15 protein-coding genes are annotated in these 13,615 nt (G+C 68.8%); 5 read left to right on the top strand and 10 right to left on the bottom strand.

Going from position 1 to position 13,615, the window contains the following annotated elements; all coding sequences use genetic code 11:
- Both IPJ95_16740 and IPJ95_16745 read right to left on the bottom strand, forming a co-directional pair.
- Positions 1-1,539: an SGNH/GDSL hydrolase family protein gene (locus IPJ95_16740; GenBank protein ID MBK7925246.1), complete on the bottom strand. Its 1,539-nt coding sequence runs from the start codon at positions 1,537-1,539 to the stop codon at positions 1-3.
- Positions 1,536-2,120: a hypothetical protein gene (locus tag IPJ95_16745; GenBank protein MBK7925247.1), complete on the bottom strand. Its 585-nt coding sequence runs from the start codon at positions 2,118-2,120 to the stop codon at positions 1,536-1,538. Before IPJ95_16745 ends, IPJ95_16740 begins: the two co-directional genes overlap by 4 nt.
- Before the next feature lie 217 nt (positions 2,121-2,337).
- On the opposite strand from IPJ95_16745, the gene IPJ95_16750 reads away from it, so the two are divergent.
- Positions 2,338-2,637, top strand: coding sequence for a hypothetical protein (locus tag IPJ95_16750; GenBank protein ID MBK7925248.1), 300 nt, complete (start codon positions 2,338-2,340; stop codon positions 2,635-2,637).
- Positions 2,638-2,768: 131 nt separating this feature from the next.
- Here IPJ95_16750 and IPJ95_16755 read toward each other — a convergent pair whose 3' ends face one another.
- Positions 2,769-3,914 (bottom strand): acyl-CoA dehydrogenase family protein, encoded by a 1,146-nt coding sequence (locus tag IPJ95_16755; protein MBK7925249.1) that lies wholly within the window; start codon positions 3,912-3,914, stop codon positions 2,769-2,771.
- 377 nt (positions 3,915-4,291) lie between these two features.
- Here IPJ95_16755 and IPJ95_16760 point away from each other — a divergent pair, with 377 nt between their 5' ends.
- The 4 genes from IPJ95_16760 (at position 4,292) to IPJ95_16775 (ending at position 7,453) form a co-directional block, all read left to right on the top strand.
- Positions 4,292-4,636, top strand: coding sequence for a tryptophan 7-halogenase (locus IPJ95_16760; GenBank protein ID MBK7925250.1), 345 nt, complete (start codon positions 4,292-4,294; stop codon positions 4,634-4,636).
- Positions 4,609-5,571 (top strand): tryptophan 7-halogenase, encoded by a 963-nt coding sequence (locus IPJ95_16765; protein MBK7925251.1) that lies wholly within the window; start codon positions 4,609-4,611, stop codon positions 5,569-5,571. Before IPJ95_16760 ends, IPJ95_16765 begins: the two co-directional genes overlap by 28 nt.
- A gap of 119 nt (positions 5,572-5,690) precedes the next feature.
- Positions 5,691-5,894: a hypothetical protein gene (locus IPJ95_16770; protein ID MBK7925252.1), complete on the top strand. Its 204-nt coding sequence runs from the start codon at positions 5,691-5,693 to the stop codon at positions 5,892-5,894.
- 272 nt (positions 5,895-6,166) lie between these two features.
- Positions 6,167-7,453, top strand: a complete 1,287-nt coding sequence (locus IPJ95_16775) for a tryptophan 7-halogenase (protein MBK7925253.1) — start codon at positions 6,167-6,169, stop codon at positions 7,451-7,453.
- Between the two features lie 84 nt (positions 7,454-7,537).
- Here IPJ95_16775 and IPJ95_16780 read toward each other — a convergent pair whose 3' ends face one another.
- The 7 genes from IPJ95_16780 to IPJ95_16810 form a co-directional block, all read right to left on the bottom strand.
- Positions 7,538-8,419 carry a sulfate adenylyltransferase subunit 2 gene (locus IPJ95_16780; GenBank protein MBK7925254.1) on the bottom strand — a complete coding sequence of 294 codons (882 nt, stop codon included), beginning with the start codon at positions 8,417-8,419 and terminating at the stop codon, positions 7,538-7,540.
- A gap of 14 nt (positions 8,420-8,433) precedes the next feature.
- Positions 8,434-9,771, bottom strand: a complete 1,338-nt coding sequence (gene cysQ, locus IPJ95_16785) for a 3'(2'),5'-bisphosphate nucleotidase CysQ (GenBank protein ID MBK7925255.1) — start codon at positions 9,769-9,771, stop codon at positions 8,434-8,436.
- Positions 9,765-11,609 carry an adenylyl-sulfate kinase gene (locus IPJ95_16790; protein ID MBK7925256.1) on the bottom strand — a complete coding sequence of 615 codons (1,845 nt, stop codon included), beginning with the start codon at positions 11,607-11,609 and terminating at the stop codon, positions 9,765-9,767. The genes cysQ and IPJ95_16790 overlap by 7 nt, the downstream gene beginning before the upstream one ends.
- 19 nt (positions 11,610-11,628) lie before the next feature.
- Positions 11,629-11,790, bottom strand: a complete 162-nt coding sequence (locus IPJ95_16795) for a hypothetical protein (protein MBK7925257.1) — start codon at positions 11,788-11,790, stop codon at positions 11,629-11,631.
- 175 nt (positions 11,791-11,965) lie between these two features.
- Positions 11,966-12,871 carry a decaprenyl-phosphate phosphoribosyltransferase gene (locus tag IPJ95_16800; protein ID MBK7925258.1) on the bottom strand — a complete coding sequence of 302 codons (906 nt, stop codon included), beginning with the start codon at positions 12,869-12,871 and terminating at the stop codon, positions 11,966-11,968.
- Between the two features lie 11 nt (positions 12,872-12,882).
- A complete protein-coding gene (locus tag IPJ95_16805; protein MBK7925259.1) occupies positions 12,883-13,176 on the bottom strand; it encodes a hypothetical protein in 294 nt (97 codons plus the stop codon).
- Positions 13,177-13,210: 34 nt separating this feature from the next.
- Positions 13,211-13,591, bottom strand: coding sequence for a hypothetical protein (locus IPJ95_16810; protein MBK7925260.1), 381 nt, complete (start codon positions 13,589-13,591; stop codon positions 13,211-13,213).
- Positions 13,592-13,615 lie beyond the last annotated feature (24 nt).

Below are 13,615 nucleotides of genomic sequence, written 5' to 3' on the forward strand. Positions count from 1 at the left end.
CTACTGCCCCCCTCCGGTGGTGGTGGCCTCCGACCCCTGGCCAAGGCCGAGGTGGAGGATGCTGTCACGTGCAATCAATTCGCGTTCCAGCCGCGCGGCGATCAGGCGGTACCCCGCGGCGTTGGGGTGCTGGTCCCAGGGCCCGACACGAATGTCCTTCCGCTCCGACCCGTCCCAGACGTCCGTCAGGTCGATGTACTGGTAGCCCCGGGCCAGCGCCTCGCGGCGGATGGCGGCGATGTTCCGGCCGGGCCGCTCGGTGGGGAGGGTCACCCCCATGAGCACGAATCGCGCCCCGGCCTGGGCCGCCCGGCTGGCCGCCCGGTCCACCGCCCAGAACAGGATGTCGTCGCCGGTCGGCCGCAGGGCCCGGTAGACCTGCTCGAAGGTGGCCCCCGAGTCGAGCCCGGCCCCCTCGACCGCCGCCGCCAGGGGGGGCACCGGGATGGGGAAGCGGTTGTTGAGCACCCCGACCACCCGGCGGGCGATGAGCCCCAGGTCCTGGTTGTGCAGCGTCATGATGATGAGGTCGGGGCTGAACCGCAGCACCGTCTCGTCGATGTAGAGCGCCTGCTGCAGGGGGCTGAACGCCTGCACCCCGAAGTTGAGCACCTCGTAGCGCCCGCGGCCCCGCGCGTTCAGGGACGCCTCCAGCACCGCCTCGTAGGGCTCCCCGTCGTCCACGGCGTACCCCATCACGTCCGAGGGCCCGAGGATGGCGATCCGACGCACCCCCGCCGGCTTGGCAAGCTCGTAGTCCTGGTCCCGCATGCCCCAGCGGTTGGTGGTGAAGCGCTTGCCCTGGTACGTCCTGGACACCGAGGGGTACAGTCCGTAGATCATGAAATCGTCGCGCCGGAACCCCACCCCCGCCTCAATGATGGTCTCTGCCCGTGGGGCCGTGCCCTCCCACGGCTTGAGCAGGTCGGCCCCGGCGTCGCCCATGTTTTCGTAGTAGCCCCGGACCTCGCGGGCCAGGTCGCGCTGGTTGAGGATCCCCTGCCGGAAGACCTGCATCACCTCGAAGGTGGGCCGGCCCAGGCGCCCCGCCACCCCGGGCAGCGCGAGCACGGCCATCCCCGCAAGCAGCGCGCCGGACTGGACCGCCTGGCGCTGCCAGGCCGCGAGCCGGGCCCATGCGGGCAGCGTCGGGGCCTGCTCCCAGTTGTAGGCCGCGATCGTGATGTGGCCCGCGGCCACCAGCACCAGCGCCGCGACGGCGCCCACGGTCACCACCTTCGCCGCGCCGAACATGGCCAGCCAGTCGGTGATCGAGTCCGCGGTCCACAGCGACCAGAGCACGCAGAGGGTGGCGCAGGTCGCGAAGGTGGCCACCCCGCGACCGAAGTCCCAGGTGCGCCGCCGCGCGGCGGCCTGGCGCGCCGCGCCGCCCCGGGCGTCGCGGGCCGCCGTGATGACCACCAGGGCGCCCAGCAGGCCCCAGAAGGCCATGTCGGTGGCGGTGAAGAGCGGCGTCCCGATGATCCAGAACCAGGCGTAGGCGTGCAGCAGCCAGGTGACGAACATGACCAGGATCATGGCCAGCACCAGGGCGCGGGTGTCTCCCCACTTCCGGCGCAGCCGGAAATACGCGGGAAGTACACCAGCTTCTGCATGTAGTCCTTCCAGTAGATGTTGGCCCGCCGCCAGAGGTCCACGAAGCTGGTGGAAAGCAGCCAGCGGTGGTTGGTCTCGGGCAGGTTGAAGCCGAACAGGAGCAGGAGGCCGGCGATGAGGTGGAACTGTCCGGTCACCTTGAGGTAGGTCAGGAAGGCGGCGGCGACGTGCTGCAGCAGGTCGCCCAGGTCCCGCACGTCGGAGGGGTCGAGCGCCAGGACCGCATAGACGTAGCGGTAGGCCAGCATGTGGGTGATGCCCCGGGCGATCCACAGCAACCCGCGCTGGTAGATGACCTGCGCATCCTCGTCGTAATACTTCCGCTCGAACGCCTTGTAGTCCACCACCGGGAACCAGCCGAAGACCTGGTTCGGCAGCATCAGGAAATAGGCAAAGGTGCGCCACAGATTCCGCGGCAGCGTGGAATGCTCCCGGTCGTACAGATAGACGGAGAGCCGGAGCATCAGCATCGACGCGGCGATGGGCCAGACCGCCGGCGGCACCGGCGAGGGACCGCCCCGGCCCGCAGGGCGCCCGCCGCGACACCCGCCACCACCAGGATGCCCACCCGCAGCGAGAACGTGGTGGGCAGGTGCGCGAGGCCCACGAACGCGGCCACGAGCGCCACGATCCAGAGCCCGCGGTGCCGAAGAGCACCCCGAGGCTGGTCAGGCAGAGCAGGACATAGAATTGGAGGCGGAAGCGGAGCGGCAGGAGCGCGTGGACCGTGAACCCGGCCCACAGGACCAGCATCATGTGGAAGAAGGCACGACTCTCCAGCCGGAACAGCCAGACCAGCAGCACCACCAGCCCCAGCTGGAGGGCAGGCAGCGCCACGCGCACGGGCGACTTCTCTACAACTGCCCGGTCGATGCTGTCGGCAGCGGCAGCCGGCATCCGGCCGATCGACGTCGTCATAACCCTCATTTTGACAATGGCTTGGATACCGGCAACCCGACGCAGAAGCGGCCCGGTCGGGAAGCGATGGGTTCCCGACTAGCCAAGAACGTGCCACCATGAAGTGGCGCCCCACCGGCTGCCGGCCGGTGGCGCATCCTGCGGAACGCCCTCGAATGTGGCGGATACGCGACAGGGTGCTGTATTGCCGCTACAAACCCTGTCGCCCCGGGGACTCCCCCAGCCCCGCCGGATCAGAGCCCCAGGCTACGGACGATCAGATTCCGCTGGATTTCCGAGGTGCCGGAGTAGAGCGTGCCGCCCACCGCGTCACGCAGGTCCCGCTCCACCTCGTATTCGGTGGTGTAGCCGTACCCTCCCCGGATCTGCACCGCGTCGAGGCAGGCCTGCACCATCGCCTCTCCCAGATAGAGCTTGGCCATCGCGGCCGCGGGGCCGGGGTTCTGGCCCACGTCCTTGGCCCACGCCGCCTGGTACAGCAGCAGCCGCGCCGCCTCGAGCCGGGTCCGCATGTCCGCGAGCTTGTGCGACACCGCCTGGAACGCCCCGATGGCCTGGCCGAACTGCTTCCGCTCCTTGGCATAGCGGACACTGTCCTCGATCAGCCGCTCCAGGGTGCCCAGGTTGCTCGCGAGGATGCAGGCCCGTTCCCATTCCATGGAGTCGTTGAAGATCTGGACCCCGCGCCCGGCGCGGCCGAGCAGGCACTCCGCCGGGAGCCGGCAGTTGTCGAAGAAAAGTTCCGCCATCGGCGAGGTGCGCAGCCCCATCTTGCCGATCTTCTTGCCCACCCCGAAGCCCGGCGTATCTCGCTCCACCAGGAACGCGGTCAGGCCCAGGGCCCCCTTCCCCCGGTCGAGGGTGGCGAACACCACGAAGACATCCGCGACCGGCGCCTCGCTCACGAAGGTCTTGGTCCCGTTGAGCACCCAGCTCTGCCCATCCTGGGTCGCCGTGGTGCGCAGGGCGAACGCATCCGACCCGGAGTCCGGCTCGCTCATGCCGTGTGCCCCGACCCACTCGCCGCTGTTGAGCCGCGGCAGGTACTTCTGCTTCTGCGCCTCGGTGCCGAACCGGAAGATCGGCATCTGGACGCTCCACATCTGCGCCGCCAGGCCGAACAGCAGCCCGTTGTCCTTGCAGGCGTAACCCAGGGCCTCCATCGCCAGGATGGTGGAGAGGATGTCCCGCCCGCCCCCGCCGTACGCCTCCGGAAAGGGCAGCCCCTGAATGCCGAACTCCCCGCACCGCTGCCAGTGCTCGCGGGAGAATTCTCCCTTCGCGTCGCGGGCGATGAGGTCGTCCTGCAGGGCCTTGCGGGCAAAATCCACCACCATGCCCCGGAACTCGAGCTGCTCGGCAGACCAGGCGAAATCCATGGAGGACCAGAAGTTGGGAGTGGGATGCAGCCCGCGTCAGCAGGGCACGGGCCCCCGCGTAGCAGAATCCGTGCTGACCCGGCCCCGAAGGGCGCCCCCCCCCCGGGTCCATCACCGGGCTCGGACGGGGGCGGCCTCATGGGCTGGCAGCCGGCGACTGGTGTCGGATTTCGCCAACAGCGCCGGCCCAGGATCCACGGTTCAGGTGAATCATTCGAGGTAAAATGATTGTCAAGTTGTTTTCTATCATGCACTTACGACGCAGCCATGGGCCGGTCCTGCGCGGAAGGATTTCCCGGCACGTAGCATGGAATTCGCAATGTCCCCTGTTCAAGCTGCGGCGGCATTGCACCCTTCACCCACCATCGAGCCCGACCATGACGATCAAGACCGACGTCGCCATCATCGGCGGCGGCCCCGGAGGGACCACGGCCGCGATGTACCTCCTGCGCGAGGGACTTCGCCCCCTGATCATCGAACGGGACCAGTTTCCCCGCTATCATATCGGCGAATCGATGACCGGGGAATGCGGCGGGATCCTGCGCGATCTGGGCCTCGAGGAGAAGATGCGCACCGCGCGGCACCCGGCCAAGCAGGGCGTGAAGGTCTTCGGCCCCACCGGGAAGAACGGCTGGTTCGTCCCGGTCATGGCGCGGACCGCCCGGACACCCTCACACCGGCCTTCACCTGGCAGGTGCGCCGTTCCGAGTTCGACAAGATGATGCTCGACGAGGCCATGGCCCGCGGGGCCGAGTTCCTCCGGGCGGAAGCGGTCGAGGTGCTCCAGGACGACGAGGGCGGCGTCTGCGGCGTCCTGGTCCGGCACCCCGACGGGCAGACCGAGCGGGTCGAGGCGCGGGTCACGCTGGATGTCAGCGGCAAGCGCACCTTCTTTGCCCACCAGGGCCTGACCTCGGACAAGGTTCCGGGCCGCTACGACAAGCAGGTGGCCATCTTCTCCCAGGTGGCCAACCCGCTCCGCGATCACGGCCCGGAACGGTCCGATCACCCCGACAACACCCTCATCTTCTACAAGAGCAAGTTCCACTGGGCCTGGTTCATCCCCCTCGACGACGAGACCGTGAGCCTGGGCGTGGTGGCGCCTGGCGCCTACTTCGCCGAGAAGAAGGAGAGCCGCGAGGCCTACCTCAAGCGGGAGCTGCAGGAGCTGAACCCCGAACTCACCCGGCGGCTGGTCGACACCACGCTCACCGAGGAGGCCCGGGCCATTCCCAACTACTCCTATCACTGCCGCACCTTCACCGGGAAGGGGTGGATCGCCATCGGCGACGCCCACCGCTTCATCGACCCGATCTTCTCCTTCGGGCTCTACGTGTCCATGCAGGAGGCGCGGCTGGCCGCGCCGGTCATCCGCGCCTGTTTCGACGATCAGCTGCCCCGGGAGGGCAACCCGTTCAAGGCGCACCAGGACCGGCTGGAGCGCGGTCTCGACAACGTGCAGGCGCTGATCGACGGCTTCTGGGAGAACCCGATCGGCTTCGCGCACCTGGTGCACCAGTCGTCCTGCCGGGACGACATCATCGATCTCTTCGCGGGGCGGATCTACCCCGAGGAGCAGAGCCCCGGCCTCCGGCAGCTCATCAAGCTGGCCGCCACGGCGCGCCCGGTGGCCGAGCCCGAGGGCAGCGCCGCCTGAGCCCGTCCACCACCTGACCGAGGCCCCCCGGGGAACCCCGGGGGGCCTTTCTGCTTCCCCTGGCGCAGTGCTGCGCGCGGCATGGGTTCAAGGAGGTTGTGCAGCGGATCCGCCTCCCGATGAGCCGGATCTTCAAGATGACCTGCAACTGGCACAAGATCCTCTGCCGGCAGGACACCAACAACATCATCAGCCGGGCGCGACAGATCCCGATGCTCCGCGACCGGTTCATCCCCCTGCTCTCCGGCGGTTACGAAAAGGTCGACATGGAAGCAATCATGCACGCCGCGGGCGGGGGCGAGGACACCTGCCCGCTGCGCTGAACCGGCCCCGCGACCGGTCCGCGAGAGCCTGCCCCGGGGCCCGGTCAGTAGCGTCCTGCCCACACTCCGCCGAATCCGCGAGACAGAATGGGAGAACATTGCTCCCAATTCTGTATCGCAAGTGATTATTTCATAATCACTTACCAGAGCCTAGCGAGGCCAGGCCCCCTCCGGGGGCCGGTAGAGGCTGCGCATGGATTCTGCACACTTGCTCACGACTCCGCGGCCCTGCATCAGCGGCCAGAGCCTTCCCCACAACCCCGGACCGGAACATGGTGCAACCCGTTGAGGAGCGGTTTGACGTGGCAATCATCGGCGGCGGGCCCGGCGGAGCGAGCGCCGCGACCATCCTGGCCCGTGCCGGCAAGCGCGTGGTGGTCTTCGAGCGGGCGCGGTTCCCGCGCTTCATGATCGGGGAGTCGCTGCTGCCCGGCGGCTGGGACCTCTGGCGCCGCCTCGGCGTGGTGGACAAGTTCGCGGCCGAGGGCTTCACGGTGAAGCAGGGCATCAACTTCGGGATGTTCAACCAGAAGCCGCCGGTGGTGCTGATGACGGCGGAGTTTCCCGAGTACTTCGAGAAGCCGTGGACCTACCACGTGGAGCGGGCCCGGTTCGACGAGGTGATGCTCGACCACGCGGCGGAGAGCGGGGCAGACGTGCGCCAGGAGTGGTCGGTGGCCGAGGTGCTGTTCGAGGGGAACACCGCGATCGGCGTCATGGCCGGCCCCAACGGGGCCCCGGCCCACCCGGTGTACGCGTCGGTCGTGATCGACGCCTCCGGGCGCGACTGCCACATCGCCCGGCAGTTCGGCTGGCGGCGGCCCCACCCCGAGCTCAACAAGATCAGCCACTTCAGCCACTTCACCGGGGCCTTCCGGCGCGACCCGAAGGACATCATCACCATCGGCGAGGTGATTCCCAACTCGGTGACCACCGACATTCACACCATCGAGGGCGGCTGGGTCTGGTACATCCCCCTCAAGGATGACGTGACCAGCGTCGGCGTGGTGCTCGATGCCCGGTTCGCGAAGACCCTGGGCGAGTCGCCACAGGAGCGCTTCGACCAGGCGATCGCCAGCTGTGACTGCGTGCGCGAGTGGATGACCGGGGCGACGCAGACGATGGAGATGAAGACCATCTCCAGCATCGCCTACCTCACGGACCACTTCGTGGGCAACGGCTTCGTGCTGGTGGGCGATGCCGCGGTCTTCATCGACCCGGTGTTCTCGGCCGGCGTGACCCTGGCCACCCGGGGCGGCGTGTACGCCGCCGACGCGATCCTGGACTGCTTCGCGCACGGGAATGACTTCAGTGCCGCCCGCCTGGCCGTCTACGAGGAGCGGGTCCGGCATCCGCTCGAGCGGATCGTGAAGATGATCTACAACTGGTACCGGATCCTGGAGAAGAAGGACGCCAACAGCATCTTCAGCCGGGCCCGGGAGATCCCGATGCTCCGCGAGCGGTTCATCACCCTGCTCTCCGGCGGGTACGACAAGGTGGACATGGAGTCCATCATGAAGGCGGCCGGGGAGCCGGAGGACAGCTACCTCCTCCGCTAGGTGGTCCCCCTGACGGCCGACGGGCGGCGCTCCCCTGGGAGCGCCGCCCGTCCGTCGTTCCGGCCCGGAACCGCGGGGCCAGGCCTACATGTAGCCGTCGCGGCGCAGCGTCTCCAGCCCGCCCCCATCGTCCTTGTCCTGGGCGCGGCCGGCGCGCTCGGCGATGTTGGCGAACTTGCCGGTCTTGAGCTCCGCGATGATCTCCTGGACGTTCCGGGAGGTCGACTCCACCGGCTTGGTGCAGGGCCCGCAGCCGAGGGAGCGGTACCGGATCCCGGTGCCGTGGTCGTAGTAGAGCGACACGGTGGGGATGTTCTCGCGCTCGATGTACTCCCAGATGTTGAGTTCGGTCCAGTCGAGCAGCGGGTGGATCCGCAGGTGCGTGCCGGGCGCGAAGTCGGTCTTGTACTGGTTCCAGAACTCGGGCGGCTGGTCCCCGACGTCCCAGGTGCTCTGCTGGTTGCGGGGCGAGAAGTACCGCTCCTTGGAGCGGCTGCCTTCCTCGTCGGCCCGGGCCCCCACGATCACGCCGGTATAGGGCTCGCTGTTGCGGTCGATCTCGTAGCCCTTCTTGGCGTGGTTGAACTTCCACCGCGGCCACTCGCCCGAGAGCGTCTTCTTGAGGGCCTCGGTCTTGAGCGCGCCGCAGCAGGCGATGCGGTCGATCGCGCCGTCCGGGAAGGTCCGCTTGGCTTCGAGGGCCGCGACGTTCTGGCCGTAGATCAGGTTGAGGTTCCACTCCGCGGCCAGCCGGTCGCGGTAGGCGATCATCTCCGGGATCTTGAACGCGGTGTCGATGTGCACCAGCGGGAACGGCACGTGGCCGTAGAAGGCCTTCCGCGCCAGCCACAGCAGCACCGTCGAGTCCTTGCCGATGGACCACAGCATGCAGAGGCTCTTGAAGTTCGCGTAGGCCTCGCGGAAGATGTGGACGCTCTTCGCCTCGAGCTGGTCGAGGTGGTCCATGGTGGCGGTCGTGGTCATGCGTCGTGTTCCTCCAGGTAGCGAAGCACCCGGGCGACGGCCTCGTCCACCGTCAGGTGCGTGGTATCCATGCTCAGTTCCGGCGCGCTGGGCGGCTCGTAGGGATCGTCCAGGCCGGTGAAGTGCTTGATCTCGCCCCGCAGCGCCCGGGCGTACAGCCCCTTGATGTCGCGCCGGGCGCACTCGTCGAACGGGGTGGAGACCCACACCTCGACGAACCGGCCCGCGAGCCCGCGCACGAAGCGGCGCGACTCCTCGTAGGGCGAGACCAGCGAGGCGATGACCGTCACCCCGTGCCGCTCCAGCCGGCTGGCCACCCAGCCCACCCGACGGATGTGCGCGTCGCGCTCGGGCCGGGTGAAGCCGGTGGCCGGGAAGATGTCGCGGATGGCGTCGCCGTCGAGGTACTCGACCGCCGCGCCGCGCGCCTCCAGCGCCTCCACCACCCGGCGGGCGATGGTGCTCTTCCCCGAGCCGGAGAGTCCGGTGAACCAGATCACCCGCCCCGCCCCGCTGCCGGTCTCGAGCTCGCTGTCGGCCAGGCCGATCACGAACCCCTGGTTCTTCAGCTCCGGCTGGTTGTACACCAGCGCGGAGCGCCGCGGCCGGCCCTCCCCGGAATTCCGGAAGATGCAGTCGCCCGCGGCCACGTCCCACTCCATGGTGGGCCCGAGACGGGGGTAGATGTCGGCCTTGCCCTCGGCCACCCAGCAGAACTTGAGCGAGCTGCCCGCCGGGACCCGCTCCGCGACCTGGATGGTCTGGAGGTACGCTTCCAGCTCCTTGGAGGGATGGGACCGGCTCTCCGCCACGCGGAGGGCATGCTGGGGCAGTGGCGGGCGGGAGGTGATGCGGACCGGCGGGCCGCCGCCCTCCCGCTTCCAGCTGCCGAGGCCGTGGCCGGCGTAGTACAACAGGTCCAGGGCCGGGGCGTAGATCACGCCCAGCACCGGCACTCCGCCGTCGATCAGGGCGATGTTGACGGTGAACTCGCCGTTCCGCTGGATGAACTCCTTGGTGCCGTCGAGCGGGTCGACCAGCCAGAACCGCGGCCAGGCCCGGCGCGCCTCGTAGCCGGGCAGCTCCGCTTCCTCGGAGATCACCGGCACGCCGGGGTCCCAGGCGGCGAGCCCGGCCGCGATGACGGCGTGGGCGGCGTGGTCGGCCGCCGTCACCGGGCCCTTGTCGCCCTTCTGCTCCACTTTGACGCCGGCGTGGTAGTGGACCAGCGTGGCGCGGCCGGCCTCCACCGCGAGGGCGCAGAGCCGGACCAGCGCGTCGGGACTGACCGTGACCACGCCGCCGTCGGTGGCCTGCTCCACCGCGCCTACCATGGGCGGAAGAGGAGGCCCTTGTCCTGCAGCAGGCGCTTGATCCGGTCCACGCCCTCCGAGGAGGCTTCCTGGTCACCGAGGATCAGGTCGTAGCTCACGTCGGTGGTCACGTGGTCGCCCACCCAGACCAGCTCGATCCGGTCGGGATCGACCGCGGTCTTGACCACCTCGAGGTCGTCCTGGGTCAACTCCTGCGCGGTGACGATGAGGATCGCGCCCGCGTCGATGAGGATGTTCGAGACCTCGCCGAGCCGGCGGAGATGCTCCGCCCGGTTCTCCGACTTGCGGGCGATGTCGGCGTCCACCCCGTAGACCACGCTCGCCATGCCCAGGTAGTAGACCACCCGGCCGTCCTCGAACAGGCGCGCCTCGAGGTCCTTGGCGAGCGTCTTCCGGTCGGCGTCGCGCGCGCCGGTGATCAGGATCAGCGAGGCCTTCTGGCTGAACTTCTCGGCGCGCCGCTCCGGCGGGATGATGCTCGGTTCCCACTTGAAGTTCCGCAGCATCACCTTCTCGCGGATGTCCGACTGCCGGTCGGCCAGCGCCTCGCGGATAATGCCGCCGCCGCGGATCTCGTAGTCGTCCACCAGCACGAAGCGCGACGTCGCCGCCAGCTCGTCGGCCAGGTCGAACGCCACCGGCCGGTTGAGCTTGAGGGTGCATTCGGCCACGTCGTGGCGGTCGATGCGGTCCTTCGTCTCGCTCGCGTTCAGGTTGCTGGCGTCGATGACCCGATGCAGCTCCTCCAGCCGGCACGGCACCCGCGCGGTGCCGATCTTGATCATGTAGTCCTTCTTCTTGACCAGCGGCTGCTTGCCCAGCCAGAACAGGCTCACCCGCAGGCGGGTGGTGACCTCGGGCTTGCCCTGGTCCGCGACCGTGGCCACCTCGCCCCGGCCCACGTAGATCTGCTCGGCCAGCGTGAACCCGGCCGCCTGGCCCGCGAAGGCCACCTCCTGCGGCGGACGGTTGAAGGCCTCGATCGTCTTCACCCGCGCCTTCTTGCCCGACGGGTAGAAGACCACCTCGTCGCCCACCCGGAGCACCCCGGTCTCGACGGTGCCCGCGATGATGCGCCGTTCGTCGCCCTGCGCCGTGAACTTGTAGACGTCCTGCACCGGCATGCGGAACGGCTTGTCCAGCGCCGGCCGCTCGGTGTGGAACTGGTCCAGGGCCTCGAGCACGGTGGGGCCGCTGTACCACGGCATCGCGGCCGAGCGCGCGGCGATGTTGTCGCCCTCGCGGCCGGCGGCCGGGATGAAGCAGGCGGGGTGCACCCCGATCTTGGCCAGGAATTCCGAGTACTCCCGGACGATCCCGTCGAAGTGGGCCTGGCTGTAGCCCACCAGGTCCATCTTGTTCACCAGCACCGCCAGCTGGCGGATGCCGAGCATGGACATCATGTACCCGTGCCGGCGGCTGTTCTCCTGCACCCCTTCCTTGGCGTCGATGACCAGCAGGGCAGCCTCGGCGCGCGAGGCGCCGGTGATCATGTTCTTGAGGAACTCGATGTGCCCCGGCGCGTCGATGATGATGTAGTGCCGCCTGGCGGTCTTGAAGAAGACCCGGGCCGCGTCGATCGTGATGCCCTGTGACTGCTCGTCCTTGAGGGCGTCGAGCAGGAAGGCGTACTCGAACGGCTTCGCGGTCCGCTCGCACAGCGCCTTGACCGCCTCGAGCTTCCCCTCGGGGAGCGAGCCGGTGTCGGCGAGCAGCCGGCCCACGACCGTGCTCTTGCCGTGGTCGACGTGGCCGCCGATCACGATGTTCATCCGTTCCTTCAGGGTGTCCTCGGCGCGGACACCGGCGGACTGGGCGGGCAGGGTCGAGGAAGTCATCGGGGCGCCGGGCAGGGGACTAGTTCGACGAACGCTTGAAGATCTTCTTGACGAAGCCGGTGACCTGGCGCCAGAAGATCATGAGGGCGCCACCGATGGCGCCGAGGATCGACGTGAGCGGGAGCAGCTGGTCCGGGCCGACATACAGGGCGAGATGCGCGGCGAGCAGGGGCGTGGGCATGGGGCGACCTTTTCACGACACGGTGGTGGTGCGCGGGAGCACGGCTGCTTCCCGCGGAGCAATGGCCGAAGTGCAATAGGCATGCCACTTTACGGCCCCTCGACCCGCCGGGAGACCGTCCCGGCGGCATTCCAAAAGTCCTTGTGCTGCATAGTGATACACCACGATGCCCGGCTCAGAGGGGCAGGTAGATCACCATGCCGCAGTAGGCAAACCACAGCACCACCGCCACCATGAGGGAGCGGTCGGTGAGCAGCGTCTCGGTCGGACTCCCCCCCTGTCGCTGGTGCACCAGGTACAGGTAGCGGAAGACCCCGTAGAGCACGAAGACCGTGCTCCCGGTCAGGGCGTACGATCCCACCTCGGCCAGCTTTTCCTGGGACACCGTGTACATGATGTAGGACACGACCGTGACCGCCAGCAGCACGGTGGACATCTGGTCCAGGAACATCGGGCTGTACTCGGACAGCACGCTGCGGTGCTCCGAGGACTGGGTGCCGAGCAGCACCAGCTCGTGCCGCCGCTTGGCGAAGCCGAGGTAGAGCGCCAGCAGCCCGCCGCAGAGCAGCAGCCAGATCGACGGGGCCACGGCGATCGCCGTGGCGCCCGCCAGCAGGCGAAGCACGAAGAAGGCCGCGATGGTGAAGACGTCGAGCAGCACCATGTGCTTGAGCCACAGGGTGTAGAGCACGTTGAGGCCCAGGTAGGCCGCGATGATCCCGGCCAGCGCCGGGTGCACCGCCACCCCGATGGCAAGCGCGAGCACGACGGCCGAGAGCGCCATGGCGAGGGCCCCGCCCACCGGGATGATCCCCGCCGCCACCGGCCGGTTCCGCTTGACCGGGTGGGCCCGGTCCGCGTGCCGGTCCACCACGTCGTTGCCGGCATACACGCCGCTCGCCACGAGGCAGAAGGCGCAGAAGGCGGCCAGCGCCTGCTCCACCGCCTCCCCCTGCAGGAACTTGCCGGAGAAGACCAGCGGGGTGAGCACGAAGGCGTTCTTGACCCACTGCTGCGGCCGCAGCAGGCGGATCCAGGCCGCGAGCACCGCGGAGCGGGCGAGGGGCGCGGAGGTGGCCACGGACGGTCCGCTCAGCGCGCCGCGACCAGGCGGTTGTACACGGTCCCCACCACGCGGCCCAGGGCATAGCCCAGGACGAAGGCGTAGATGAAGCCGATCACGCTGCCGACGAAGGTCACCGAGTAGCCGGGGAAGAAGACCCGCAGCAGGCCCAGGTGCTTGCCGACCTCGTGCCCGCCCTTGAGCACCAGGATATTGGTGGCCAGGAACAGGCCGAACCCGAGCAGCAGCCCCGCGGCGATCCCCCAGGAGCGGCCGTTCAGGCGCAGGATGACGTCGTTCAGGTCCTTCTGGGTCTGGTCCATCGTTCCCTCTCGGGCGGTCCGGGTCACGGGTGGCCTAGATGTGGTCGAGGAAGTCGCGGCTCTGGTTCAGCTCCGCCTTGGCGCGGATGATGAACACCGAGAGCGCGACGGCGAAGTTGCGGCAGAAGGCGAAGAACCAGCCCCCCACGAAGCCGACGAAGAGGCCCCACAGCGCACCGATCGCCGCCCCCGGAACCGTGGGCGTGTAGCCCGCGAAGTAATTGCGGAGCAGTGCCATTTCCGGGAGATCTCCGGGCTCGGCCCTGGCCACGTAGACGAGGGTGAAGCCGGCGATGAGCAGGCCAAGCGCCGCGCCGACCGCCAGGCCGAAGGCCCGCTTGTGCAGCGGCGAGAAGGCCAGCTCGAGTTCCGGCGGCAGCGAGCCGTCCGCCGGGGTGAGACGCGATTGGGACATCAGGGCCTCCGTCATGGGCAACCC

It is taken from the genome of Gemmatimonadota bacterium (assembly GCA_016713785.1).
In the GTDB taxonomy this organism is placed as follows: domain Bacteria; phylum Gemmatimonadota; class Gemmatimonadetes; order Gemmatimonadales; family GWC2-71-9; genus JADJOM01.